Annotated in this window: 16 protein-coding genes; 10 read left to right on the plus strand and 6 right to left on the minus strand. The window is 67.1% G+C overall.

Annotated elements, in window-relative coordinates; genetic code table 11:
• Positions 1–7 precede the first annotated feature (7 nt).
• Together queG and HFL01S_RS08360 are read left to right on the plus strand one after the other, a co-directional pair.
• Complete coding sequence (queG, locus tag HFL01S_RS08355) at positions 8–1,066, plus strand: tRNA epoxyqueuosine(34) reductase QueG (RefSeq protein WP_066257278.1); 1,059 nt, start codon at positions 8–10, stop codon at positions 1,064–1,066.
• A 70-nt stretch (positions 1,067–1,136) separates the two neighbouring features.
• Entirely contained in the window at positions 1,137–1,604 is a 468-nt protein-coding gene (locus HFL01S_RS08360; RefSeq protein WP_066257280.1) for a DUF2798 domain-containing protein, read from the plus strand.
• Positions 1,605–2,311: 707 nt separating this feature from the next.
• Here the strand turns inward: HFL01S_RS08360 and HFL01S_RS08365 are convergent.
• A complete protein-coding gene (locus HFL01S_RS08365; protein ID WP_066257283.1) occupies positions 2,312–2,947 on the minus strand; it encodes an RHS repeat-associated core domain-containing protein in 636 nt (211 codons plus the stop codon).
• Positions 2,948–3,143: 196 nt separating this feature from the next.
• A complete protein-coding gene (locus tag HFL01S_RS08370) occupies positions 3,144–4,718 on the minus strand; it encodes an acyl-CoA synthetase (RefSeq protein WP_066257285.1) in 1,575 nt (524 codons plus the stop codon).
• 146 nt (positions 4,719–4,864) lie between these two features.
• On the opposite strand from HFL01S_RS08370, the gene HFL01S_RS08375 reads away from it, so the two are divergent.
• From HFL01S_RS08375 to HFL01S_RS08410, 8 genes are all read left to right on the plus strand, one after another.
• Entirely contained in the window at positions 4,865–5,683 is an 819-nt protein-coding gene (locus HFL01S_RS08375) for an MlaE family ABC transporter permease (protein ID WP_084383164.1), read from the plus strand.
• Between the two features lie 18 nt (positions 5,684–5,701).
• Positions 5,702–6,724, plus strand: a complete 1,023-nt coding sequence (locus HFL01S_RS08380; RefSeq protein WP_066257289.1) for an MlaD family protein — start codon at positions 5,702–5,704, stop codon at positions 6,722–6,724.
• Entirely contained in the window at positions 6,721–7,377 is a 657-nt protein-coding gene (locus tag HFL01S_RS08385; protein WP_066257292.1) for a hypothetical protein, read from the plus strand. The genes HFL01S_RS08380 and HFL01S_RS08385 overlap by 4 nt, the downstream gene beginning before the upstream one ends.
• Positions 7,378–7,666: 289 nt before the next feature.
• Positions 7,667–9,250, plus strand: a complete 1,584-nt coding sequence (locus HFL01S_RS08390) for a TolC family protein (protein ID WP_084383158.1) — start codon at positions 7,667–7,669, stop codon at positions 9,248–9,250.
• On the plus strand, positions 9,247–10,005 hold the full coding sequence (locus HFL01S_RS08395; protein ID WP_218008618.1) for an efflux RND transporter periplasmic adaptor subunit: 759 nt from the start codon (positions 9,247–9,249) through the stop codon (positions 10,003–10,005). The genes HFL01S_RS08390 and HFL01S_RS08395 overlap by 4 nt, the downstream gene beginning before the upstream one ends.
• Before the next feature lie 48 nt (positions 10,006–10,053).
• The gene (locus HFL01S_RS08400; RefSeq protein WP_066257297.1) at positions 10,054–16,572 is read left to right on the plus strand and encodes a cadherin-like domain-containing protein; all 6,519 of its coding nucleotides are present in this window, start codon (positions 10,054–10,056) and stop codon (positions 16,570–16,572) included.
• Positions 16,565–17,926, plus strand: coding sequence for an efflux RND transporter periplasmic adaptor subunit (locus tag HFL01S_RS08405; RefSeq protein ID WP_066257299.1), 1,362 nt, complete (start codon positions 16,565–16,567; stop codon positions 17,924–17,926). Before HFL01S_RS08400 ends, HFL01S_RS08405 begins: the two co-directional genes overlap by 8 nt.
• A 3-nt stretch (positions 17,927–17,929) precedes the next feature.
• Positions 17,930–20,044 carry a site-2 protease family protein gene (locus tag HFL01S_RS08410; RefSeq protein ID WP_066257301.1) on the plus strand — a complete coding sequence of 705 codons (2,115 nt, stop codon included), beginning with the start codon at positions 17,930–17,932 and terminating at the stop codon, positions 20,042–20,044.
• Positions 20,045–20,349: 305 nt separating this feature from the next.
• On the opposite strand, the gene dgoD is transcribed toward HFL01S_RS08410, so the two are convergent.
• The 4 genes from dgoD to HFL01S_RS08430 are packed head-to-tail and all read right to left on the minus strand — an operon-like array spanning position 20,350 to position 24,084.
• A complete protein-coding gene (gene dgoD, locus HFL01S_RS08415) occupies positions 20,350–21,498 on the minus strand; it encodes a galactonate dehydratase (protein ID WP_066257303.1) in 1,149 nt (382 codons plus the stop codon).
• 12 nt (positions 21,499–21,510) lie between these two features.
• Positions 21,511–22,155 (minus strand): 2-dehydro-3-deoxy-6-phosphogalactonate aldolase, encoded by a 645-nt coding sequence (locus HFL01S_RS08420; RefSeq protein ID WP_066257308.1) that lies wholly within the window; start codon positions 22,153–22,155, stop codon positions 21,511–21,513.
• Positions 22,152–23,150 carry a 2-dehydro-3-deoxygalactonokinase gene (locus HFL01S_RS08425; RefSeq protein WP_066257314.1) on the minus strand — a complete coding sequence of 333 codons (999 nt, stop codon included), beginning with the start codon at positions 23,148–23,150 and terminating at the stop codon, positions 22,152–22,154. The genes HFL01S_RS08420 and HFL01S_RS08425 overlap by 4 nt, the downstream gene beginning before the upstream one ends.
• Before the next feature lies 1 nt (position 23,151).
• The gene (locus HFL01S_RS08430) at positions 23,152–24,084 is read right to left on the minus strand and encodes a dihydrodipicolinate synthase family protein (RefSeq protein WP_066257317.1); all 933 of its coding nucleotides are present in this window, start codon (positions 24,082–24,084) and stop codon (positions 23,152–23,154) included.
• Positions 24,085–24,091 lie beyond the last annotated feature (7 nt).

Genomic DNA, 24,091 nt, shown 5'->3' on the forward strand with positions numbered 1-24,091 from the left:
TCAACTGATGGTTCAGGTTCAGGCCTGGGGCCGGGAACTGGGATTCTCCCAAATCGGGGTGGCCGGCGTCGACCTCTCAAGCGCCGAACAGGGCCTTCAGTCGTGGCTGGCGGCCGGATTTCACGGCGGCATGGACTACATGGCGCGCCACGGCCTCAAGCGTGCCCGCCCGGCCGAGCTGGTGCCCGGCACCGTCAGCGTGATCACCGCGCGCATGGACTACCTGCCGCGCAGCACGCCCGAGGGCTGGCAGGCGCACGAGCTTGCGCGGCTGCAGCGGCCCGGCGAGGCCATCGTCTCGGTCTATGCCCGGGGCCGCGATTACCACAAGGTGCTGCGCAGCCGCCTGCAGCAGCTGGCCGAGCGCATCGACGCCGCCGTCGGCCCGCTGGGCCACCGCGTGTTCACCGACTCGGCGCCCGTGCTCGAAGCCGAGCTCGCCCGCCGCAGCGGCCAGGGCTGGCGCGGCAAACACACGCTGATCCTCAGCCGCGAGGGCGGTTCGATGGCCTTCCTCGGCGAGATCTACCTCGACCTCGCCATGCCACCCACCGCAGCGGTCAGCGACCACTGCGGCGCCTGCAGCGCCTGCATCGACGCCTGCCCCACGCAGGCCATCGTCGCGCCCTACCGGCTCGACGCACGCCGTTGCATCTCTTACCTCACCATCGAACACGAGGGGCCGATTCCGGAAGACCTGCGCCCGCTGATCGGCAACCGCATCTACGGCTGCGACGACTGCCAGCTCGTCTGCCCCTGGAACAAGTTCGCGCAGCGCAGCCCGCTGCCCGACTTCGACCCGCGCGAGGGCCTGACCGGCGCGACCCTGGTGGAGCTGTTCGGCTGGAGCGAAGAAGAATTCCTGCGCCGCACCGAAGGCAGCCCGATCCGCCGCATCGGCCACGTGCGCTGGCTGCGCAACATTGCGGCGGCCATGGGCAACGCGCTGGGCCGCAACGACGACCCCGCTGTGCGGGTAGCACTGACCGGCCGGCAGCACCATCCGGACGCCACGGTGCGCGAAGCCGTGTCGTGGGCACTGGACCGCCACGCGCCGGTGGTCTGAATCCCCTGTTTGGTTGATGCAGTCAACCTTGTGGCAAAATGGTTGACACTATCAACATGAAAGCCAAGCCATGACACCGTTCCGCAAATTCCAGGCCCTGTACCCCGTCTTCCTTATCTCCATCACCATCGCCCTGTGCATCACCGGTCTGGTGACCTGGCTGCAGACCGGCACCGGCGGCGACTTCCTGCAGCGCTGGCTCAAGGCTGCCGCCATGGCCGTGGTGGTCATGCTGCCGCTGGGCAGTCTGGTCATGGTGCAGGTCGGGCGCATCGTCAGCCGCTGGTGGGGCCACCACAGCGAACTGCGCCAGCGCATCGTGTTCGCGCTGCTCATGGGCCTGTCGATGGAAGCGCTGGCCACCGGCATGGCCACCGGCGCCAACCTGGGCCTGAGTGTGGACGCCCTTGCCCAGTGGGTCCACGCCTACGTGCGTGCCCTGCCGCTGGGGTTGTGCATCGGCCTGCTCATGGCTTTCGTCGTGCGGCCGTGGCTGCAGGCCCGGATGCTGCGGTACGGGATGGGGCCGAAGGCGTGACGGCCTGAGGGTAGGGCGGAACGCCCGTGGCCTGCGACAGGTGCTCTGCGGAGTAGTAGACCAGTGGTTTGCCCAGCAGGCTGGTGATGCCGTTGAACAAGTGCAAGACCTGCCCTGCAGAAGACCGCTACGGCTTCAGGCGCCGTCGGCCTTTCGCACATAGCCCCAGGTTAAGAGGACAAGCACGAATGCGAATCCGAAGATGGCCAGTACATCAGTTCTGGATCCGCTCCCGTCCCAGAACTGCAATAGGACTGTAGTCGGTGCGAACACCCATGTGGGAACCGAGATGGCGAGAAGCGGCCTTCCCATCCGTGCGAGCTTGCCAGACAAAAAGAAGCCTCCGTACACAGAGCAAACAGCACCGAGCCACACGGCGGTTGGTAGCCATGAGGATGACTGACTCTCCATTTATGCTCCATCAAAAACCTAGGTTGTCCCAGAAGTTCCGAACAAGGTGCGGCATGTTCTCTTTGGCCTTCGCTCGGAGGCAGTCGCACTCTGCCGAGTTGCCGAACGGCGTATATGGCCGGAGCGGTGATGTCGCCTTGACTGCGAATCCACTAGTCTGAGTTCCGGCAACGAAAGACCAGGGAGCGGTACGAAAAAATCCATTCATGAAGGTGGGGCCGACCAGGCCAAAACCTGCGGATATGACCACCTTGTTGAGGTCTACGCATCGCGCAGCCTCCTCCAATGTCGCACCGTCAAACTTCATAAGTGCCCAAAGCTGCCCACCCCCCATCCAGCCCAATCGGATCAGCCTTGGTATACCGCCCGACCCGCGGGTCGTAGAAGCGGTGCCAGTTGTAGAACAGCTCGTTGCCATCGTCAATCTGGCCGGGGTAGCGGAGTTGGTAGTTCACCGGGGCTTGCCCAGCCGCTGGCGTGCTCTGCGGCGCAATCTCCCCAAAGCCGCTGTAAGGCCACTGCCACCGTGTCTGCCCGGCCGAGTCGCTGAGCCTGCGCGGCGTGTTCAGATGATCCGCATGCACCGCGTAGTGGGTGCCGTCGATCACCGCCGCAATCGGCATCGGCCCCGAGGCGGTGGGCAGCCAGATGTGTTCGGTGGTGGACCGCAGGGAGGTGGCCAGGCGGCGCGTGGTCTGCGACAGCAGATTGAAGCCCTCCAGCCCGTAGCTGAACACGCTCTGCTCCAGATCGTTCTCGCGCAGCAAACGCTGGCCCCAGCCGTTGTAGCGGCTGAGCGTGGTCTGAGCGCCCGAGCAGTTCACCCCGGTGGGGCAAGGCGGAACACCCGTGGCCTCCGAGAGGCGCCCGGCGGTGTCGTACTGCAGCGTCTTGCCCAGCAGGCTGGTGATGTCGCCGGCGGCGTTGCTCACTCAACTTGCGCGAATTGGGACTCACTCCAAGAGCATGAGCAAAACGACGATTGCCGAACCGACCACGACATCAACGATGAGCCATGTTCCCCATCCCCATTGCTCCGGGTGGACCCCTTGTCGTTCCGGGTTCATCTCGCTATGGCTGGAAGGTTTGTTCGTGGGCATGAGGCAATGTGGCGTATCGGCCCGCAGATCACGTCGAGTACGCCCGCCGCAACTCCCGCTTCAACAGCTTCCCGCTCGGGTTCTTCGGCAGCGCTTCCGCAAACACCACGCGCTTGGGGCATTTGAAATGTGCCATGTGTTCGCTGCAATGCGCCATCACCTCGTCCTCGCTCAATGACTGCCCCGCCTTGACCACGATCACGGCGGTCACCGCTTCCACCCATTTCGGGTCGGGCAGACCGATCACCGCCACCTCGCTCACGGCGGGCAGGCGGTAGATCATTTCTTCCACCTCGCGGCTGGCAACGTTTTCGCCTCCGGTCTTGATCATGTCCTTCTTGCGGTCGACGACGGTGATGTAGCCCTCGGCGTCGATGGTGGCGAGGTCGCCGCTGTGGAACCAGTCGCCGCTGAAGCTGGCGGCGGTCTTCTCCGGGTCGTTGAAGTAGCCGAGCATCAGGTGCGGCGAGCGGTGCACGATTTCGCCGACCTCGCCCACGGCCACGTCCTGCATGTCGTCGTTCACCACGCGGGTTTCGACGTTGATGACGGCCTTGCCACACGAACCCGGTTTGCGCAGCTGGTCTTCGGGCGGCAGCATGGTCGCCAGCGGCGCAATCTCGGTCTGGCCGTAGAGGTTCCACAGGCGCACGTTCGGCAGGCGCGCGGCCAGCTCCTTCAGGACCTCGACCGGCATGATGGATGCGCCGTAGTAGCCCTTGGCCAGATGCTTCAGCTTCTCCGCGTCGAACAGCGGCGAGCGCAGCAGCGCGATCCACACCGTGGGCGGCGCGAAGAAGCTGGTGATCTGGTGCTGCTCCAGCAGCGCCAGCAGGTGGTCGGGCGTGGGTTTGCCGGTGATGACGTTGCGGCTGCCGATGTAGATGGCGGGGCCGAAGAACACGTCCAGCTGCGCGCAGTGGTAGAGCGGCAGGGCGTGCAGTGTGCGGTCGGCCTCGGCCACCTCGGCGTTGATGACGCAGCTGACGTACTGCCACAGCACCGCGTCGTGCGTGAGCATGGCGCCTTTGGGCATGGACTCGGTGCCGCTGGTGTAGACGATCTGGGCCAGGTCGTGGCTCTGCGTGCCCACGGCGGGCAGCGCGTCGGTGCAGGCAGCGAGCTCGTCGAAGCGGTGCATGCCCGGTGCCGGCTCGGTGGCGTCTTCGCTGGGCAGCCAGATGAACTGTTTGACCTGCGTCTCCAGCGCCGAGGCCTCGCGCGCCAGGCCGGCCAGGCCGCTGTCGGTGGCCAGCGTACGGGCGCCGGCGTGGCGCAGGATGTAGGCGACTTCTTCCGCCTTGAGCATGAAGTTGATCGGCACCAGCACCGCACCGCGCCGGGCCAGCGCGAAGCGCAGCGCCGCGAAGCCGTGCGAGTTGCGCGCCAGCACCGCCACCTTGTCGCCTTCGCCGACGCCGATCGCGTTCAGGCCCGCCGCCAGCCGCGTGACCAGGGCGTCGAACTCGGCGTAGGTCCAGCTGGTGGCGCCGCAGGTGATGGCGGGCTTGCCCGGCAGCCGCAGCGCGGTGCGGTGCAGCGCGTCCGCGATGGTCTGGCGGCGGATGGCGGGGGCGAGCGGGGGCAGGGGCTTGGCGGTCATGGGCGAAATCTCCTGTTACAGCGAAGGCGGGTTGGCCGGCGCAAGATCGGCCCATTGAAAACCAGCCGCGCCCGTTTGCCATGGGCGTTTCCACCATGCCGCGCGCCGGGTCTGTCGCCTGGGTGTCGCGGGCTATCATCCTTCGCATGCCCGGCTCGCCGCTCGTTCCCCCCGTCCTGGACCGCTCGCTCGGCGGCTGGGGCCGTCGCATCAGGGCCTCCTGGGCGGCGTGGTGGCATGTGCTGCTGCTGGGCGCGCAGGTGCTGGTGCTGGCCATGGCGCCGTCGAGCTATGCGCAGGGCGCGCAGCGCAGCGCGGTGCTGCGCCACCTCTACCGGGCCTCGGCGCCGCTGCTGCCCGGGTTCCTCACGCTGTCGGCACTGCTGAGCCTGGTGCTGATCCGCATCGTGGTGGCCACCGCCACCAGCTACGGCCTCTCGCAGTACGCGCTGGAGGTGCTGGTGCGCACCCTGGTGCTGGAGATCATCCCCTTGTACGCGGCAATGTTCGTGGCGCTGCGCCACACCATGCCCGAGGGTCAGCGCATCCGCAAGCTGCTCTCGCAGCAGCACCGCAGCGGCGTGCAGCACGAGCAGCAGGCCCTGCTGCGCACCGAACTGCTGCCGCGCGCACTGGCGGGCGTGTTTTCGGTGCTGCTGCTGGCGGCCGTGAGCAGCGTGATCGCGCTGGTGCTCACCTACCTCAATGTCTACGGCTTCTCGCACTGGGCGCTGCAGGCCTACACGCTCGCCGTCGGCCAGGTGTTCACGCCGGCCGTGGTGCTCATCTTCAGCCTCAAGACCCTGTTCTTCAGCCTGTCGGTGGCCATCGTGCCGCTGGCCGCAGCCGCGCGGCGCGACGAGGCGGGCGGTTTCGGCCGCCTGAGCGACATCTCCGAGTTCGCGCGCCTGCTCTCGGTGCTGCTGCTGGTGGAGGTGACCTCGCTGCTGGGCAACTACTACTGATCCATGGACCGTTCACCGATGAACCCTGCCGACACACCGCCCCCGCTGGAGCCCATGCCTCCACCGGTGAAGAACCTGGAGCTCAAGGCCGCGCTGCTGCTGGTCTTCCTGCTGCTGCTGGTGGTGGGCTCGGCGCTGTACGTTGCCTACGCGCGCGGCGCCTTCGAACGCACCCAGCGGCTGGTGCTGGTGGCGCCCGATTCGGAAGGCGTGGCCGTGGGCATGAACATCACCTTCGCCGGCTTTGCCATTGGCCGCGTCGGCCGCATCGAACTGGCCGAGGACGGCAATGTGCACATCCTGGTGGACGTGCCGGTGAAGGACGCCAAGTGGCTGCGCAGCTCCAGCATCTTCACCATGGAAAAAGCGCTGGTGGGCGGCACCAAGATCAAGGCCTTCAGCGGCGTGCTGACCGATCCCCCGCTGGAGGATGGCGCGGTACGCCAGGTGCTCAGCGGCGACGCGGCGGCCGAGATCCCGGGCATCGTGGCCTCGGTGAAGGAGCTGGTGGGCAACCTCAACGCGCTGACGGCGGCAGACGCGCCGCTGCCGCAGAGTCTGGTGCACCTGCAGGGCACGGCGGCGAAGCTCAACGGACCGCAGGGCGCGATGGGCGCGCTGTTTGGCAACGAGGCCGACGCGAAGAAGGTGGTCGAAGCCATCGACCGGGCCAACAAGCTGCTGGCGCGGGTGGACCAGCTCACCGGCCGGCTCGACAGCCTGGTGGCCAACGCCGACAAGCAGGTGTTCGGACAGGGCGCCGGCCCGGGCGGCACGGCACAGGGCGGCCTGGTGCAGGACGCGCGCGGCACGGTGAAGCAGCTCGACGGCCTGCTGGCGGACGCGCGCGTGAGCCTGCAGAAGGTGGACAAGCTGCTGGTCGATGCCCAGGCCATCACCGCCAACACCCGTGAAGCCACCACCGACCTGCACCTGCTGCGCGCCGAGGTCGATGCCAGCCTGCGCAAGGTGGACTCGCTGATCAACGAGGTCAACCGCCTGTGGCCGCTCAAGCGCGACGCGCAGATTGAACTGAAATGAAGAAGAACACGTTGCGCCGCTGGCCTTGGGTGGTCTCTTTCGCAGCCTTGCTCGCAGCCTGCAGCAGCACGCCCCCGCCGCCCGACTGGCAGATGAACGCCAAGAGCAGTGCCGAGCGCGCGGCCGAGGCCTGGCTCAGCGGCAACGGCAAGGTGGAGGAAGTCGAGTTCCTGCGAGCTCGCAGCGAGGTGGCGCGCACAGCGCAGCCGTCGCTGCTGGCGCGGCTGGAGCTGATGCGCTGCGCCACCCGCGTGGCGGCGCTGGTGTTCGAGCCCTGCGCTGGTTACGAGGCGCTGGCCACCGACGCGGCGCCGGCCGAGCAGGCCTATGCGCGCTACCTGGCCGGGCAGGCAACGGCCGCCGATGCGGCCCTTCTGCCGCCGGTGCATCGAGGCCTGGTGGGCACCGCGCCGGCCAGCCTGAGCGGCATCGAGGACCCGCTGTCGCGCCTGATCGCTGCCGGCGTGCTGCTGCAGCGCGGAGCCGCTTCACCGGCGGTGGTGGCGGACGCGGTGGAGACTTCCTCGCAACGCGGCTGGCGCCGCCCGGTGCTGGCCTGGCTGGGCGTGCAGCTGCGCCAGGCCCAGACGGCTGGCGCGGCCGACGAGGCGGCTCGCATCCAGCGGCGCCTGGACGTGCTGGCCCCGCGCTGACGCGGGTGCATCAGGTTCGCAAGCCCTTCTCCACTCCCTTCAGTTAAGCGGCGAAGCGCCATCCACCCCCGTGTGAACGGGCGGCGGGATTCGCGCGCGCTCGCGCCAGGTGTTCGCTTGGGCAGAGGGTTGCCCTGCACCGAACAGCGCCTGAAAACCCCCTTATTTCCTGCGATTGCTCGGTCAACCGTTTCTTAGCATGGGTTCAAGAGCGTGTGCTCTTGTTGTGCCCTGTGTTGCCCACGGTTTTTAAATCAAAAGTGTCTTTTTTCATCAATAAACAATCAATATGAAAACAAAATTACTTGTTGCACTGGGCGCTGTGTTCGCTATCAGTGGCTGTGCCGTCAAGCCCGTCGTCCTGACCACGGACGAACTCAAGGCGGCGGTACGCATCGATGTCGATCGCCTTTCCCAGCAGCGCGATGCCGTCTCGGCGCCTATTTCCCTGGACGAGGCGATCGCGCGTGCAGTGCGCAACAACCGCGACCGCAAGCTCAAGGTACTGGAGTCGGCGCTGGCACAGAAACAACTGGATCTGACCCGTTTCGACGCGCTGCCCGGCCTGGCGGTGTCGGCCGGCTACTCGGCGCGCAACAACTACGCCGCCTCGGCCAGTGTGCGCTTTGCGGACGGAGTGCCGGAAGCCCTGCCGGCGGACCCCTCCTATTCGGTGTCGCAGGACAAGCAGCGCAGCACCTACGACGTCGCCTTCACCTGGAACGTGCTGGATTTCGGACTCTCTTATGTGCGGGCGAACCAGCAGGCCGACCGTTTTCTGATCGGCAAGGAGCGTGAGCGCAAGGTGGTGCACAACATCACCCAGGAGGTCCGTGCGGCCTACTGGCGGGCTGTATCGGCCGAGCGTTTGCTGCAGAAGATCGGCCCCCTCGTGGAGCGCGCCGAAGCGGCGCTGAAGGACTCCCGGTCGGTGGAAGCCCAGCAACTGCGCCCGCCGCTTGAAGCCCTGCAGTACCAGCGCGAACTGCTGGAGATCCTGCGTTCCCTGCAGGCCCTGCGGCAGGATCTGATGAGCGCGCGCACCGAGCTGGCAGGCATGATGGGACTGCGCCCCGGTACATCGTTCGAGCTTTCCGAGGTCCAGATGCCGGTTTTCCGCGTGCCCGAGTTCCGCCTGGACATGGGGCGCATGGAAGAGGTGGCCCTGTTGCAACGTCCGGAGTTGCTGGAGAACCGCTACCAGCAGCGCATCTCCGCTGCTGAAACGCGAACGGCCTTGTTGCGTCTGTTGCCCAACCTCAACCTGACCGCGGGCGTCTACCGAGATTCCAGCGACTACCTGCTCAACCAGGACTGGGCCGGCGCGGGCGCACAGGTGAGCTGGAACCTGTTCAATGTTTTCCGTTTGGGGGCTGAGCAGGACATGGCCCAGGCCCGGGAGGCTTGGGTGGAAGAACAGCGCCTGGCGACGTCGATGGCTGTCCTGACGCAGGTCCACATCGCACGGTTGCGTTATGAGCAGTCGGTCAAGAGCTTCGAGCTGGCGGGTCTGTACAACGAGGTTGCGCTGCGCATCCAGGAGCAGACGCGCAACGGGACGCGCCTCCAGCGCGTGTCGGAGCTGTCGCTGATCCGCGAGTCGCTCAACGCCTTGCTGGCAGAACTGCGTCGCGACGTGGCCTATGCCGATCTGCAGAACAGCTTCGGGCGCATGTTCATGACCATAGGCCTGGATCTGGTGCCGCAGAACTACACCGATGGCACGCTTGGCGACCTGAGCAAGGACGTCGGTCAGCGCTTTGGTCGCTGGGAGAGGGGTGATATCGGCCTGGCGCCCGATAGCCAGGGTCCAGGGGCGCAGGCCGTGCCCGAGGTGGTGATCGAAGCCAGTGCACTGGAGGCGGTCAAATGAAGCGCCATCCGCGATGGGCCCGGTCGCTGGGTGCGGCGGCTGTGGCGATGTGCATGAGCGGGCTGTGCGCGTTGGCGCAGGCGGCTCCCGAGAACGAAGCGCGGGCTGTCATCAAGGCGGTGGACCGTGTCCTGCTCTCCAGTGAGCTGGCGGCGCGGGTGACCAGTCTGCCCAAGCGCGCGGGTGATGCCTTCCGCAAGGGTGATCTGCTGGTGTCCCTGGACTGCGACCTGCACCGCGCGCAGGCGGCCAAGGTGGCGGCGGAGCTGCAGGGCGCTCGGCTGAAGATGGAGAACGCCAAGCAATTGCAGGAACTGCGGTCCATTGGAGCGCTGGATGTCTCGGTGGCGGAGTCCGATTACGCGCAGACGCAGGCTGCCTTGCGCATCGCTCAGCTCAACGCAGGCCGTTGCAGCATCTCGGCGCCATGGGCCGGCCGGGTGGTGGCGGTTCACGTCAAGCCTTACGAGAACGTGCGTCAGCAACAGGAACTCATCGAGATCATCAACGACAGCCGCTTCGAGGCCGAGGTGGTGGTGCCCGCCAAGTGGATGCGATGGCTCAAGCCGGGTACACCACTGGATCTGCAGGTGGATGAGACCGGCACCAGTGCGAAAGCCAAGGTGGCCGCCATCACTCCGGCCATCGACGCCGTCAGCCAGACCGTGGTGTTGCGCGCCGCCATTGCCGACGGATCCCAGCTCATCCCTGGCATGAGTGCCACGGCGGTGTTCAACGTTCCCACCAACAAGTAATCGCCGTGTGCCGGCCTGGAGCAGGCCGGCATCAACGAGGAAAAGAACATGAAGAAGCACGTTGCCACCAACCAAGCCCCGTTGCGCTTCCGTCGCAAGCCGCTGATCACCGCGTTGGAGCCGCGCCTGCTGCTCGATGGTGCAGCCCTGGTGACGGCGGTCGACCTGAGCACGGATGTGGAATTCCAGGATCAGGCGGCCGAACCGGCCGCTGAGGCGCCCGCACCGGCGCCAGCGGTCGAGCCCGTAGTAGCAGAGGCGGCGTCCTCGGTAGAAGTTTCGCAGGAGGCGGTGCCTTCCGATACAGCACCCGCCAGCACAGCCCCCGGTCTGCCCACCTCAGACACCAACACATCCACCGAGCTGACCATCGGGTCCGGTGAGGAGGCCGAGACCGAATCGCCGGCGACAGCCAGCGACTCGCAGGCCCAGGAGGACACGGACACCAGCCTGGCGCCCGAGGCCGTCGCCCCGACGCAGGCCCGGCAGGAAGTGGTCTTCGTCGATACGCAGGTACAGGACTACCAGACCCTTGTCGACGGCCTCGGTGAAGACGTGCAGGTTCACCTCATCGACTCCAGCAGCAACGGCCTGGAGCAGATCGCCGCCGCGTTGCAGGGACAGACCGGTCTCGACGCCATACACGTGTATTCGCACGGCGACGTGGGTCAGCTGAACCTGGGTAACCTCACGTTGGACAGCGCCAACATCGGTCAGTACTCGGACCTGCTGGCGCAGATTGGCGAGTCCTTGAACGCCGAAGCCGACCTCATGCTGTACGGCTGCTACGTCGGTGCCGACAGCGCCGGCCAGGACTTCATCGACGAGATGGCCGACCTCACCGGCGCCGACGTCGCTGCATCCAGCGACCTGACGGGCGCCGACAGCCAGGGCGGTGACTGGGACCTGGAGTCCGCGACAGGACAGATCGAAACCGCTGCCGTAGCGGTCCACTCCTATGAGCAGGTGCTGGCCACCCCTGTCATCAGCCAGCTCAGCGACTTCAGCTACACCGAAGACTCGGGTACGGTGGTGGTCGATTCCAACATCACCATCGGTGGTGCCAGTGACTTCAGTGGTGGCTACATCGAGTTCTCGCTCACTGGTGGCACCACGACAGAGACACTCGGCCTGGTCACCAGCGGCAGCGCCTCCACCGCCTCCGGCGTCGTGTCCATTGTGGGCACCACCGTCTACCGGGGCACGGGCAGCGCCTCCGAAATCATCGGCAGTGTCGATTCGACCTACAACGGTCTGAACGGGCAGAACCTGCGCATCAACTTCTCCAACGCCTTCGTCAACGGCAGCTTCCAGACCGGCAGCAACGGCGACACCGTGATCACGGGCTGGACGAGCGTCGGTGGGCGCATTCGCCTGGACGGTTCGTACCAGATCGCCGGACAGGCCACGCCAGTGGATTCCACCTACGCGTCGGGCAACACCACCGGCGACTACAGCACCAACGGCAGCTTCACGCAGACCACGAATCTTTCGAACTACGCGGCCGACGTCGCCGGCGACCTGGCTCTGGAGCTCAACACCGGTAACGCGTCCATTGACCAGCCCTACGGCGTCATCCGCGGTCCCGCCGTCTACAGCAACGGCACGGTGACCCTGCAGGCCGGTGACCAAGTGTCGTTCGACTGGAAGGCGCTCAGCGGTGGCGACGCCTACGACGCCTATGGCTACATCATCAACGTGAATACCGGTGCAACGATCACCATCCTGAATTCGACCGGTAGTGCGAGCAATCAGGAAACGGCCTGGGTCACGAACACCTCGACCATCGCGTCCGGGCAGGAGGGCGTGTACCGCTTCGTCTTCGTGGCAGGTTCGTTCGATCTCACCGGTGGCCAGTACCTCGGCGGCAAGCTGATGATCGACAACGTCACCGTCACCCAGGCCAACCCGCCCGGGGCCGTGACCGCCGACAACATCACCACCATCAGCCGTCTGGTCACTTACCAGAACTCCAGCCAGGACTTCGCGAGCGCCAGCCGCACGCTGACAATGACAGCGGCCGACGGCACGGGAGACGCGGCAGGCAGCGCGAGCGCCACCATCACGCTGGTGCGTGTCAACGACGCGCCCAGTCTGACCAGTGGCAACACGCTTGGTGCGGTGGCTGAAGACGCGACCAACCCCAGCGGCGCTACGGTCTCGACGCTGTTCTCCTCGCGCCTTTCCGACCCCGATGCCACCAACGCCCCGGTCGACACCCTGGCGGGCATCGCCATCTCGGCCGATGCGAGCAGTGCGGCACAAGGCGCCTGGCAATACACCACGGACGGCAGCACCTGGTACGACGTCGGCTCGGTGTCCACCAGCAATGCCTTGCTGCTGCCCAGCACGGCCAGCCTGCGCTTCCTGCCGTCGGCCGACTGGAACGGCACCCCCGGCAACCTGTCCGTGCACGCGGTGGACAGCTCCTTCGGCGGCAGCTTCACCAGTGGCGCGTCCCGCTCCGGTTTCGACACCACGTCTGATGGATCGACCTCGGCGGTGTCGGCTTCTGCGGTGACTCTGGCGACCAGCGTGACTTCGGTCAACGACGGCGCTGTGTTCACCAGCTCGCCGGTCACCGTGTCACTGAGCGATTCCACGGGGTCCGACACCTTTGCGACCCAGTCGGGATCGTTCACAGCCAACGACACCCATGGCGGAGCGCCCAACGAAGGCGGAACCCCGAGCTTCGGTATTTCCGGTGGGTCTGTGGCCGGCGGGTCGGTGAGCCTGGCCGGCACTTACGGCACGCTGACCTTGACGAGCGCGACAGGCGCATACAGCTTCGTGCCCAATGCCACCGCCGTTAACATGTTGCCCGCCGGATCAGCGCTGAGCGATACCTTCACGGTGACCGTGTCGGATGGCCAGGGCGGTACGACCACACAGCTGTTCACGGTCAACATCACGCCGTCCAACGACAGTCCCATCGGTGTGGCCGATACCGACGACGTTATGGAAGCCGGTGGTGTGGCCAACGGCACCGCCGGTACGAGCGCCACGGGCAATGTCCTGACCAACGACACCGACATCGACAGCACCGACACTCCGTCAATCAACGGGGCTGTCACGGCGGTGCGGGAATCGACAGGGGGTTCTGACGCGACTGTGGCCGCCGGTACCGACAGCAGCGACGGACGTGTAGTCAGCGGTCTCTACGGCACGCTGCACATCGGCGCCGACGGCAGCTACCAGTACATCACCGACGAGACCAACCCCGATGTGCAGGCCCTGCGCCTGAGCGGACAGACCCTCACAGACAGCTTCGTCTATACCGTCAGCGACTCGGGTGGCCTCACCGACCACGCGACGCTGAGCATCACCATCGACGGCCGCAACGACACGCCGGTCGGCAACGACGACGCTGCAGCGGCGGTCGAACAGGGCGGTGTGTTCAACGCGTCGGCTGGATCGGATGCGACCGGCAACGTCCTTGCCAACGATGTGCTGGTGGACGGTGCGGCCAATGGAGAAACCCAGACTGTGTTTGCGGTGAGGACAGGTGCCGAGAGTGGCAGCGGAACTGCGGGCACCGTGGGCGTGGTGCTGACCGGTATGTACGGCAGCCTGCGACTGGACGACGACGGTGAGTTCACCTACGTGGTGAACGACAGCGACCCTGCCGTGCAGGCACTGCGCACCACCGGACAGACACTGACCGACAGCTTCACCTACACCGTGCGCGACGCGGCGGGGCTGACGGATCAGGCGACCCTGGTGATCACCATCGATGGCCGCAACGACAACCCGGTGGCGGTCGATGACGCAGCAACCGCGATCGAGGCCAGTGACAGCTTCAACTCGGTCCACGGCGTGGACGCCAGCGGTGACGTGCTGAGCAACGACACCGACGTCGACTCACAGGCCAACGGCGAAACGGAGACGGTCTCTGCCGTGCGCACCGGTATCGAGTCGGGAAGCGGCGACGCCGGCACGGTGGGCTCAGCGCTTGCCGGCCAGTACGGCAGCCTGACGCTCAATGCCGACGGCACCTTCACCTACGCCATTGACGACACCAACCCGGCGGTGCAGGCGCTGCGCATCAGCGGACAGACGCTGACCGACAGTTTCACCTACACCGTCAGCGACACCGGCGGTCTGACCGACCAGGCGACCCTGACCATCACCCTCGACGGCCGCAACGACACACCGGTCGGTCACGACGACACCGGGGATGCGGTGGAGCAAGGTGGGGTGTTCAATGCGGTGGCGGGATCGAACTCGACCGGCAACGTGTTGACCAACGACACCGATGCGGACAGCGCCGCGAGTGGCGAGACGCAGACGGTGACCGCTGTGCGCACCGGTACCGAAGGCGGCAGTGGCACCGCAGGAACGGTGGGAACCATACTGGTGGGGACCTACGGCAGTCTGCAGCTGGGCAGCGACGGACAGTTCACCTACGTGGTGGACGACAGCAACCCCGATGTGCAGGCCCTGCGCATCAACGGCCAGACGCTGACCGACAGCTTCACCTACACCGTCACCGACGCCGGTGGGCTCAGCGACGACGCGCAGCTGTCGATCAGCATCCATGGACGCAACGACAACCCGGTCGCCACCGACGACGCGGCGATGGCGATTGAAGCAAGTGAGCGGCTGAACTCGCTCGACGGCGTGGATGCGACCGGCAACGTGCTGGACAACGACAGCGACGTGGACGCCGACGCCAACGGCGAGACCGCCGCCGTCTCGGCGGTGCGCACCGGCGCAGAGGTTGGCAGTGGCAGCGCCGGCACGGTCGGGCAGGCCCTCACCGGCCAGTACGGCAGCCTCACGCTCAACGCCGACGGCACCTTCACCTACGCTATTGACGAGACAAACGCGGACGTCCAGGCGCTGCGCATCAGCGGGCAGACGCTGACCGACAGCTTCACCTACACGGTCAGCGACACCGGAGGTCTGACCGACCAGGCCACGCTGACCATCACCATCGACGGGCGCAACGACACCCCGGTCGCCAACAACGACACCGGCACGGCCCAAGAGGCCGGCGGCGTGAACAACAACCGTGCGGGTTCGAACGCGACGGGCAACGTGCTCATCAACGACACCGATGTGGACCGCTTGTCCAACGGTGAATCGGCCGTGGTGAGCGGCGTGCGTGCCGGCGGTGAGGGTGGCACCTTCTCCGGCGGTGTCGGCAGTGGCGTCAATGGCAGCTACGGCCGTCTCACGATCAACGCGGACGGCAGCTTCACCTATGTCGTCGACAACACCGACCCCGCCGTGGAGGCGCTGCGCCTGAGCGGCCAGACGCTGACCGACACCTTCACCTACGCGGTGACCGACGCGGGTGGTCTCACGGACCAGGCCACGCTGACCATCACTATCCAGGGGCAGAACGACGCTCCGGTGGTCGGCCTGGGCAACATCGACCAGACCTGGGATTTCGGCAAGCCGTTCTCCCTGGACGTGGGTGCCCAGTTCAGCGACGTCGATTCCGCTGCCAATGGCGAAGACCTGCAGTTTTCCGTCACGGGTTTGCCGGCCGGGCTGACCTTTGACGCCAACACCGGGCGCATCACCGGGTCCCCATCCGGCATCGGCACCTTCACTGTGACGGTGGTCGGCACGGACCGCGGAGGACTCTCGGTGTCCCGCCAGTTCAGCTTCGAGGTGCTGCCGCCGCCGGTCCAGGAACCGGCCGAGCCAGCGGTGCCAGAGCCCGTTGCGCCGCCGCCGGTTGCGGGCCCGACCGGAGATGGTTCGACGCCGACCGCGCCGCAGACTACGCCATTGCCGGATGGCACTGTCGGCAGCGGACCGGTCACTGACCCGGTCACGGACAGCGGATACCTGCCCGACGTGGGTGGTTCCTCCGATGGCATCTCCGAACAGCAGGCGGTTCTGCTGGAGAATGCCGCGGATGGCGGCTCCGAAGGCAACGGTCAGAGTCAGAGAGACGGCAGTGCGGATGGAAAGGGCGATGCCAACACCGGCGCCAAGCCCGAGACGGCTTCCAAGGGCGATGGCTCCGGCAGCGAACGTCTGCTCTTGGACGAGGGCACCACCCGGGTGACCGAGACCGTCAACGCCGATGGCAAGGTCACCTCGGTGCAAGCCGCGATCCAGGTCGAGGTCGGTGCCGATGGTCGGGTGGTCTTCAGCGACGCACAGCAGAAAGCCTTCGACATCGTCGGTCTGAGCGTGGCGTCGATCAACCCGAGCGACGGAGGCCTGACGGTGATGGTGGCTGATGAAGGTCGTGGTCGAGACACCCGGTTCTACATGGGCGAACTCGGCGATGGCAATCAACTGCCTGACTGGATCAAGGTGAACCCGAACACCGGGCAGGTGACCATCGGCAATCCGCCCGCCGGCACCGACGCCGTGACGGTGCGCGTGAAGGCCGTCGCCAGCGACGGCACGGTTCGGATGCTCGACATCGAGCTCAACCTCGACGATTTGCTCAAGCGCAAGAAGACCTCCGATGGGCAGGACAGTGTGGAGAAGGTGCCTGTGGCCGTGGGCTTTGTCCCGCTGTCCGAGCAGGTGGCCAGCGAGGTGGCGTCGCACGATGCCTATGGTCAGCGCCTGATCGAGCTGCTGGGCAATGTCTGAAAACCCGCCTACCGCCGCCGGTCCGCTGGCGGCCATGCTCGGGTTGGAGCAACAGCTGCGCAAGTCGGCCAGCCTGGCGCAGCTGTCTTTCACCATCGTCAACCAGACGCAATCCTGTGTGCCTTACGCGCAGGCGGTGCTTCTGCTGGGTTCCGATGCGCCGAGCTGGCGTGTGTACGCCGCCTCGGACATCGCCAGCGTGGACCACACCTCGCCGTATGTGGCGTGGATCGAGCGGTTGGTGCGCGAGCACTGTGCCAGCGGGGCCGAGCCCGGACAGGCCATGCTGCAACCGCAGGACGTGGCCGAGGCCTCGCGCGAGCCGTGGGCCGAGATGGCACCGGGGCACCTGCTGTGGCAACCCCTGACGGTGGAGGCGCGCGGGGGCGAAGCCAACGGTCTGCTGCTGCTCTTTCGTGACAGCCCCTGGACCGAGGCCGAACGGGCGCTGGGGTCTCATCTGGCCTCCAGCATGGGGCACGCCCTGTTTGCCTTGCGGCGAATCGATCCCATGCGCCACCTGCGCAGTCTGGTCAAGAGCCGGCGCGCGACCATGGGCATGGTGGCGGGGCTGGTCATCCTCATGGTGTGGCCGGTGCGCCTGAGTGCATTGGCGCCGGTGGAGGTGATTGCGCAGGATCCGGTGGTGATCAGCGCACCGATGGAAGGGGCCATCCGGGAGATCCGGGTCGTACCCAACCAGGCCGTGGCCAAGGGCGATGTGCTGGCGGTGATGGAGGATGCGGAACTCTCCAGCGCGCTGGAAGTCGCCCGGCGAGACCTGTATGTGGCGCAGGCCGAGTTGCGGACCTCGCAGCACACCGGCTTCCAGGACCCGTCGCAGAAGGCGGACCTGGCCGAACTCGAAGCCAAGGTGCGGGTGCGCCAGGCCCAGCTTGACTACGCGCAGGCGCGCTTCGAACGCGCCACCATCCGTGCCTCGGGCAATGGTGTGGCGGTGCTGGGCGACCCGGACGAATGGAAGGGGCGGCCGGTGCGTGTCGGTGAGCGCATCCTGCTGGTGGCCCGCCCGGAGAAGGTGGACCTGCAGGTCATGCTCGCGGTCAAGGACTCGATCGCGCTGGTCGAGGAAGCAGAGATCAAGGTCTTTTTTGACAACGATCCACTGGACGCGCGACAAGCGGTTTTGCGGCATGCGGCCTACGAACCGCAGCGCACGCCGGAGGACATCCTGGCCTATCGCCTGGTGGCGACGCCGGGCACGGACGATGGCGATCCGCTGCCGCGCATCGGCATGCGAGGGACTGCACGGGTGTACGGAGAGCGGGTTTCTCTGTTCTTCTACCTGTTTCGCCGGCCGATCACGAGCCTGCGCCAGTGGCTGGGGTGGTGAGCGATGAGCGACTCCGTTGCCCTTCCTGCGCTGCGCCAGAACCTCCAGCTCCTGCCGGGCTCGCCCGATGAGGACGGCGCGCCGCGCTGGCTGCTGTTCGACGTGGTGCGCAATCGCTACTACACGATTTCACGCATCACGCTGGACATGATCCGTCACTGGGTCGCGGGGATTGACCTGGAGGCCTATCTGGACCGGCTGGCCAGGCAGCACATCGACGTGGCGCGGGAAGAGGTGCTGGCGCTGCTGGATTTCCTGCTGGCCAACAACCTGATCGAGACACGAAGCGCCCAGGGCAGCGAATACATCCACCGCCAGCATCTGGCGAGCAAGCCAGGGCCGTGGCAGTGGATGCTGCACAACTACCTGTTCTTCCGCATCCCGCTGTTCCGCCCGGACGCCTGGCTCACGCGCTGGGCACCTCGTCTGGACTGGCTGTTCGGCGTCCAGGCCCTTTGGTTGATGCTGGCGCTGGGTCTGACGGGCGGTCTGATGGTGCTGCGGGACTGGGACCGCTTCCAGTCCACTTTCATGCACTTCTTCAGCCTGGAGGGCGTGCTCTGGTACGGCCTGGCGCTGGCGGCGGTCAAGAGCATCCACGAACTGGGGCACGCCATCGAAGCCAAGCGCCAGGGGTGCCGGGTGGCGTCCATCGGGCTGGCGTTCCTGGTGATGATGCCGGTGCTCTACACCGACGCCACCGACGCCTGGCGCCTGACTTCACGCCGTGCGCGTCTGCGCATCGCGATCGCCGGCGTGCGCATGGAGCTGTACATCGCCATGCTGGCCACGTTCCTGTGGAACCTGCTGCCGGACGGACCCTGGCGCAGCGTGGCCTTCTTCCTGGCCACCACGAGCTGGATAGCCTCGCTGCTGGTCAACACCAGCCCCTTCATGCGCTTTGACGGTTACTACGTGCTCTCCGATCTGCTGGGGGTCGAGAATCTGCAGCAGCGCGCATTCGCGCTCGGGCGCTGGCAGTTGCGGCGTCTGCTGTTTGGGCTGGACGATCCGGTACCCGAGCCTCTGCCGCGCCATCGCGCCCGCCTGCTCATCGCCTACGCCTGGGGAACCTGGATCTATCGCCTGTTCCTGTTCCTGGGTATTGCGCTGCTGGTCTACCACTTCTTCTTCAAGGTGCTGGGTGTCTTTCTGTTCGTGGTGGAGTTGCTGTGGTTTGTCGTGTTACCAATCTGGCGTGAACTGTCGCAATGGCGCAAGCGATCCGCCGATTTCCGTTTGCAGGGGGGGCGTCGTCTGGCCTGGATCGGTGGCGGGCTGATCCTGCTGTGGATGCTGTTGCCGCTGCGTACCTCGGTGGAGATGCCGGCGGTGCTGCAGGCCGCGCAGGTGCAGACGGTGTTCCCCTCGGAGGTGGCGGTGGTGGAGTCAGTGGCGGTGCGCGATGGCGACGCCGTGCAGGCGGGCAGTGTCATGCTGCGTCTGCGTTCACCGGAACTCGAGCGCGACCAGCGTGAAATCGAACAAGAACTGGCACTGGCCCGCACGCACCTCTCACGCATCGCCTCCTCGGCGCAGGACAAGGCCCTGATCGGGGTCACCATGAACCGCGTCAGCCGGCTGGAGCAGCGCGAGGCGGGTATCCGCGAGCGCATGGCGCGGCTCACCGTCTTGGCGCCGTTTGCGGGCTATGTGCGCAGCAGCGAGTGGCTCCACGAGGGCCGCTGGGTGAACCCGGCGATGCCACTGATGAGCGTGGTGGATCCCAGTGCGCTCAAGCTGATGGGACTGGCCGAGGAGCAGAACCTCAAGGTGCTGGAGCCTGGGCAGCAGGGGGTGTTCATCGCCGACCGGGCCGATGGGCCAAGCTTGCCGGTCAGGCTGGACGCCATCGACATCTCGGCGGTATTCGAGTTGCCCTTCCCGGAATTGGGCTCTCGCTACGGTGGTCATCTGCCGGTGCGCTCGGTGGGCGAGTCGCAGCTGATTCCTGAGGGAGCGCACTACCGGCTGAGCTTCTCGACGGAAGCACACGAGGCCGGGGCGGGCCAGATGCGTGAGCCCGGCATGATCGTGGTGCAAGGGGCGAGGCGCAGCTGGCTTCTGTCCGCGCTGCGGCACATGATGGCGGTGCTGGTGCGCGAGGCCGGCCTCTGAGCGGGCCGCGCAGCGGCCTCATCCGGTTCGCGGACCCCTTGGTGTCCCTGGCGAAGACAGGTCCGGGGCAGGCGGGTGGTCAACTGCGAGTCGGGGATACCCCCTCCAATGCCGGGTGCAGCGTGTATGCCGGAACGGGAACTTCGCGGTCGAATATCGTTGTGGGTTGTGCGACGGACACGTCCCCGTTGGATTTCTGAAGCGCTGCCGACTCCAGGCAGATGTGTGTGGGTGATGCGAACAGCCCCCAGATCGCCAGCCCTTACACCACGGAGGCTGACAACCCCAGCCAGGTCGCTGCCCCCTCACCACTCCGCGAAGCTGCCGTCCTTGTGGCGCCAGACCGGGTTGCGCCAGCGGTGGCCCTCGGCCGCGCGCTCGCGCACATACGCCTCGTTCACCTCGATGCCCAGGCCCGGCCCGGTCGGGATCGCCACCATGCCGTCCTCGTAGGCGAACACCTCGCGGTTGTTCACGTAGTCCAGCAGGTCGTTGGCCTGGTTGTAGTGGATGCCCAGGCTCTGTTCCTGGATGAAGGCGTTGTAGCAGCCGGCGTCGATCTGCAGGTTGGCCGCCAGCGCGATGGGGCCCAGCGGGCAGTGCAGCGCCAGCGCCACGTCGTAGGCCTCGGCCATGGCCGCGATCTTGCGCGTCTCGGTGATGCCGCCCGCGTGTGACGGGTCGGGCTGGATGATGTCCACGTAGCCCTCGGACAGGATGCGCTTGAAGTCCCAGCGCGAGTACAGCCGTTCGCCCAGCGCGATGGGCATGGTGGCCGCGTGCGCCAGTTCCTTCAGCGCCTCGTGGTGTTCGCTGAGTACCGGCTCTTCGACAAACATCAGCTTGTAGGGTTCGAGTTCGCGCAGCAGCACCTTGGCCATGGGCTTGTGCACCCGGCCGTGGAAGTCCACGCCGATGCCCACGTTCGGCCCCACGGCCTCGCGCACCGCGGCCACGTTGGCCAGGCAGCGCTCGACCTTGTCGTGGCTGTCGATGAACTGCAGTTCCTCGGTGCCGTTCATCTTGACGGCGGTGAAGCCGCGTGCCACGGCGGCTTGCGCGGCGGCGGCGGTGTCGGCCGGGCGGTCGCCGCCGATCCAGCTGTAGACGCGGATGCGGTCGCGCACCTGGCCGCCCAGCAGGTCCGAGACGCTCACACCCAGCGCCTTTCCCTTGATGTCCCACAAGGCCTGGTCGATGCCGGCGAGCGCGCTCATGTGGATGCCCCCGCCGCGGTAGAAGCCGGCGCGGTACATCACGGTCCAGTGGTCTTCGATCTGGCGCGGGTCTTTGCCGACGAGATAGTCGGAGAGCTCGTCGACCATGGCGGCCACGGTGTGGGCGCGGCCTTCGAGCACCGGCTCGCCCCAGCCGACGATGCCCTCGTCGGTCTCGATCTTGAGGAAGCACCAGCGCGGCGGGACGATGAAGGTGGTGAGGCGGGTGATTTTCATGGGGGCTATGGATCAGACGGCGGCGGTGGCCTGCTGCCAGGCACGGACGAAGGCGGTGGCCCGCTGCGCCACGGTGGCGGCGTTGTCGCCGGCCCGGTAGAGCGCGCTGCCCAGGCCGAAGCCGGAGGCACCAGCCGCGAGGTAGGGCGCAAGTGCGTCCGGCGTGACGCCACCGACCGGCACGATGGCCACCGGCGGCGTGAGCACCGCGCGCCAGGCTTTCAGGCCCATGGGGCCCAGGGTCTCGGCCGGGAACATCTTGAGCACGTCGGCGCCCGCGGCGAGCGCGGCAAAGGCTTCGGTGGGCGTGGCCACGCCGGGCGCGCAGGCCAGATCGAGGGCCTTGGCAGCGCGGACGACGGCCGGGTCGCTGTGTGGCATGACGACCAGCTGGCCGCCGGCCTTGGCGATGTCGGCGCAGGCTTCGGGCTGCAGCACCGTGCCGGCACCCACCAGGGTGTCGTCGGGCAGGGTGTCGCGCAGGATGCGGATGCTTTGCAGCGGATCGGGCGAGTTCAGCGGCACCTCGATCAGGCGGATGCCAGCGCCGTGCAGGGCCAGGCCGATGTCGCGCGCCTCCTCGGGCCGCAGCCCGCGCAGGATGGCGATCAGCCCGTGGGTGGAGAGGGTGTGGCGGAACAGAGTGGAGAGGGTCATGCGGAACGGCGGACAGAGGAGGGGGCGGCAAGGCCGGCGGCCTGCGCGATGCGCCACAGGCCCAGCGGGGTGACGCCGGAGCGGATTTCGGGTGCCGGCTGGCCCTGCGCTTCCAGGGCGGTGGCGTAGCGCACGCACAGCAGCGGCTCGCCGCACAGCACCACCGGGGTGCCGTCCTGCAGCGCGGGCGTCAGCGCCGCCACCTCGTGCCCGATCAGCAGGCCTGAGAGGTAGTCGGGCTGGGCGCTGCCGGTCAGCTGGGCGGTGAGCCCGAGCGTGCGCACGCTGAACACCGTGGAGAGCACGCCCAGCGCACCGAGTGGCGAGCGCGCCACCCGCAGGCCACGCGCGAAGGCGGGTTCGTCGTGCGGCGCGCCCATCACCATGGTGCGGCCCAGGATGGTGTGCTGCGAGAGCGCGGCATACACCTCGCCGGTCATGAAGGTTTCAAAGCGCACGACGGCGCCGTCTTCCACCCAGGCCCACTTGGTGTGGGTGCCCGGAAGCCCGATCAGCAGGCGCGCTGGCGTGCGGCCCTCGTCGGCCAGGCTCTGCAGCACGCCCGCGATCTGGGTTTCTTCGCCGCGCATCACATTGGGCAGTTCGCCGGCCTGCAGCAGGCCGGGCACCACGTGCAGCGGCTCGCCGCCGGGGCGTGCGATCACGGTCATGGCCGTGGCCAGTTCGCTGGCGCGGGCCGGCAGCGGCTGGTAGCGCGCCTCGCGCCAGCCCTGGGCGCTGCCGACCATGCCGCAGGCAATGAGTGGCGTGTCCGCATGGGCCGTGAGCCAGTCGCCGCACAACCCCTGCAGTGCGGCCTCGAAGGCCTCTGCAGGCGTGGCGATGCCGGCACCGGCCGGCAGGTTCATCACCCCGTGCTCGCTGCGGCGGGTGGCCAGAACCTGGCCGCCCGGGCCGAGGGCGTAGGCGCGCAGCGAGCTGGTGCCCCAGTCGAGCGCGAACACAACAGGACGGCTGGCCAGCGCGGTGTGCATGTCAGCGCGCCCAGTTCAGGACCATGGGGTTGAGTCGGCGCGCGATGTCGATCAGGCCGCGCCGCACCTCGGGGTGCATGGCCGGGAAGGGATGACGGCCTGCCTCGCAGGCGATCACGCCACCTTCCTTCATCAGCGCCTTGGCCGTGAGGATGCCGCCCTGGCGGTTCTCGTGGTTGATCAGCGGCAGCCAGCGCTGGTAGAGCGCAAACGCCTGGTTCATGTCGCCGCTGCGGTGCGCCTCGATGATCGGGCGGATGCCGTCGGGAAAGGCGCCGCCGGTCATGGCGCCGGTGGCGCCCGCGTCCAGGTCGGCCAGCAGGGTGATGGCTTCCTCGCCGTCCCACGGCCCTTCGATGGCGTCGCCGCCCAGGCGGATCAGCTCGCGCAGCTTGCTGGCGGCGCCGGGCACTTCGATCTTGAAGTAGGCCAGGTGCTCGATCTCCTGCGCCATGCGGGCCAGGAACGGGGCAGAGAGCACCGTGCCGCTGGCCGGCGCGTCCTGCACCATGATGGGAATGCCGATGGCGTCGGACACGCGGGCGTAGAACTCATAGATCTGCGCCTCGGGCACGCGGAAGGTGGCTCCGTGGTAGGGCGGCATGACCATCACCATGGCCGCGCCCATGTCCTGCGCGCGCTTGCTGCGGGCCGCGCAGACCGAGGTGCCGTAGTGCGTGGTGGTCACGATCACCGGCACGCGGCCGGCCACGTGTTCCAGGCAGGTGCGGGTGAGGACTTCGCGCTCGTCGTCCGAGAGCGAGAACTGTTCGGAGAAGTTGGCCAGGATGCACAGGCCGTCGACGCCGGCGTCGATCATGAAATCGAGGCAGCGCTTCTGGCTCGGCAGGTCGAGTTCACCTGATTCGGTGAAGGTGGTGGGCACCACCGGGAAGATGCCGCGGTAGCGCGGCGCACGGGCGGAGGCGGTCATGGTCTCT

The organism is Hydrogenophaga flava NBRC 102514, assembly GCF_001571145.1.
In the GTDB taxonomy this organism is placed as follows: Bacteria; Pseudomonadota; Gammaproteobacteria; order Burkholderiales; family Burkholderiaceae_C; genus Hydrogenophaga; species Hydrogenophaga flava.

Excerpts from the sequence above, each read along its gene's own strand:
- HFL01S_RS08375 (WP_084383164.1), top strand. The coding sequence starts at position 4,865 with ATGCCCGGCTCGCCGCTCGTTCCCCCCGTCCTGGACCGCTCGCTCGGC.
- queG (WP_066257278.1), top strand. The coding sequence starts at position 8 with ATGGTTCAGGTTCAGGCCTGGGGCCGGGAACTGGGATTCTCCCAAATC.
- HFL01S_RS08425 (WP_066257314.1), bottom strand. The coding sequence starts at position 23,150 with ATGCACACCGCGCTGGCCAGCCGTCCTGTTGTGTTCGCGCTCGACTGG.
- HFL01S_RS08385 (WP_066257292.1), top strand. The coding sequence starts at position 6,721 with ATGAAGAAGAACACGTTGCGCCGCTGGCCTTGGGTGGTCTCTTTCGCA.
- dgoD (WP_066257303.1), bottom strand. The coding sequence starts at position 21,498 with ATGAAAATCACCCGCCTCACCACCTTCATCGTCCCGCCGCGCTGGTGC.
- HFL01S_RS08410 (WP_066257301.1), top strand. The coding sequence starts at position 17,930 with ATGAGCGACTCCGTTGCCCTTCCTGCGCTGCGCCAGAACCTCCAGCTC.
- HFL01S_RS08430 (WP_066257317.1), bottom strand. The coding sequence starts at position 24,084 with ATGACCGCCTCCGCCCGTGCGCCGCGCTACCGCGGCATCTTCCCGGTG.
- HFL01S_RS08380 (WP_066257289.1), top strand. The coding sequence starts at position 5,702 with ATGAACCCTGCCGACACACCGCCCCCGCTGGAGCCCATGCCTCCACCG.
- HFL01S_RS08420 (WP_066257308.1), bottom strand. The coding sequence starts at position 22,155 with ATGACCCTCTCCACTCTGTTCCGCCACACCCTCTCCACCCACGGGCTG.
- HFL01S_RS08370 (WP_066257285.1), bottom strand. The coding sequence starts at position 4,718 with ATGACCGCCAAGCCCCTGCCCCCGCTCGCCCCCGCCATCCGCCGCCAG.
- HFL01S_RS08395 (WP_218008618.1), top strand. The coding sequence starts at position 9,247 with ATGAAGCGCCATCCGCGATGGGCCCGGTCGCTGGGTGCGGCGGCTGTG.
- HFL01S_RS08405 (WP_066257299.1), top strand. The coding sequence starts at position 16,565 with ATGTCTGAAAACCCGCCTACCGCCGCCGGTCCGCTGGCGGCCATGCTC.
- HFL01S_RS08360 (WP_066257280.1), top strand. The coding sequence starts at position 1,137 with ATGACACCGTTCCGCAAATTCCAGGCCCTGTACCCCGTCTTCCTTATC.
- HFL01S_RS08390 (WP_084383158.1), top strand. The coding sequence starts at position 7,667 with ATGAAAACAAAATTACTTGTTGCACTGGGCGCTGTGTTCGCTATCAGT.
- HFL01S_RS08400 (WP_066257297.1), top strand. The coding sequence starts at position 10,054 with ATGAAGAAGCACGTTGCCACCAACCAAGCCCCGTTGCGCTTCCGTCGC.